The sequence below is a fragment of the Enterobacter sp. 22466 genome, assembly GCF_052044775.1.
Taxonomy (GTDB): Bacteria; Pseudomonadota; Gammaproteobacteria; order Enterobacterales; family Enterobacteriaceae; genus Enterobacter; species Enterobacter dissolvens.
This window is the reverse complement of record NZ_JBQENX010000041.1, coordinates 1-769: the sequence shown is the minus strand read 5'-3', so window position 1 is coordinate 769 and position 769 is coordinate 1. Positions and strand designations below refer to the sequence as shown.

1 protein-coding gene is annotated in these 769 nt (G+C 49.4%); it reads right to left on the bottom strand.

Annotation, left to right across the window (positions count from 1 at the left end; translation table 11 throughout):
- Positions 1–7: 7 nt before the first annotated feature.
- Positions 8–685 (bottom strand): IS66-like element accessory protein TnpA, encoded by a 678-nt coding sequence (gene tnpA, locus ACTJJI_RS26200; RefSeq protein WP_440656309.1) that lies wholly within the window; start codon positions 683–685, stop codon positions 8–10.
- Positions 686–769: the final 84 nt, after the last annotated feature.

The following is a 769-nucleotide window of genomic DNA, read 5'->3' as shown; positions in this document are numbered from 1 at the left end:
AGCGTTATCATCGGACACCACCTTTCATTTCGCGGATTAGCGCCCGGAGAAGTTCTGGTGTCATCGGGTCGAAGAGTTTTACAACGCCTGATTTAAGGTGCAGTTCGCATCGCGGAGTACACCCTGGTGGTCCGTCAACAGGTCTCTCGTCTGGTTTGTTTCGCCAGAAGGGATTTGTCACTGGCATTACGGGTTCAGGTGTATCAGTCAGTGCGACCGGGACCGGCAGGCATTCCTGTATATCATCATCGTCCAGTAACCCGTTTTCGTACTGGTTTTTCCATCGGAACAGCAGGTTATCATTGATTCCATGTTCTCTGGCGAGCCGGGCAACAACGGCGTCGGGTTGTAGTGCCTGTTTAACCAGGCTGACTTTAAATTCACGACTGTAGCTGGTCCGCCGATCTTTTCGCCATTTTTCTTCGCTGTTATCAGATAGCGTGGTTTCATTTTTTCTGTTGGCATACAGGATTGCATCAAGCTGGGCGAATGAGAGTGCATCAGGTAACGGCCAGGAGATACCGGATGCAATAAATTTCTGGAAGAGAGTATGTACTGTTGAATGGCTGAGACCGAGTCGCTGGGCAATGACTCGGATGGTTAGTTTGTCTTCAAATCTGAACCGCAGGGCATCAGGCAGATAAGAGCGATAGCAGGTAATATCTTTATTTGTCCGGGTATTCATCGTTCGTGTCCATCAATATAGATGGGCGCGATTGTTGCCAGACAGGACAACTTTCACAAGACGTCGCAGATGGTGCGCTTACCT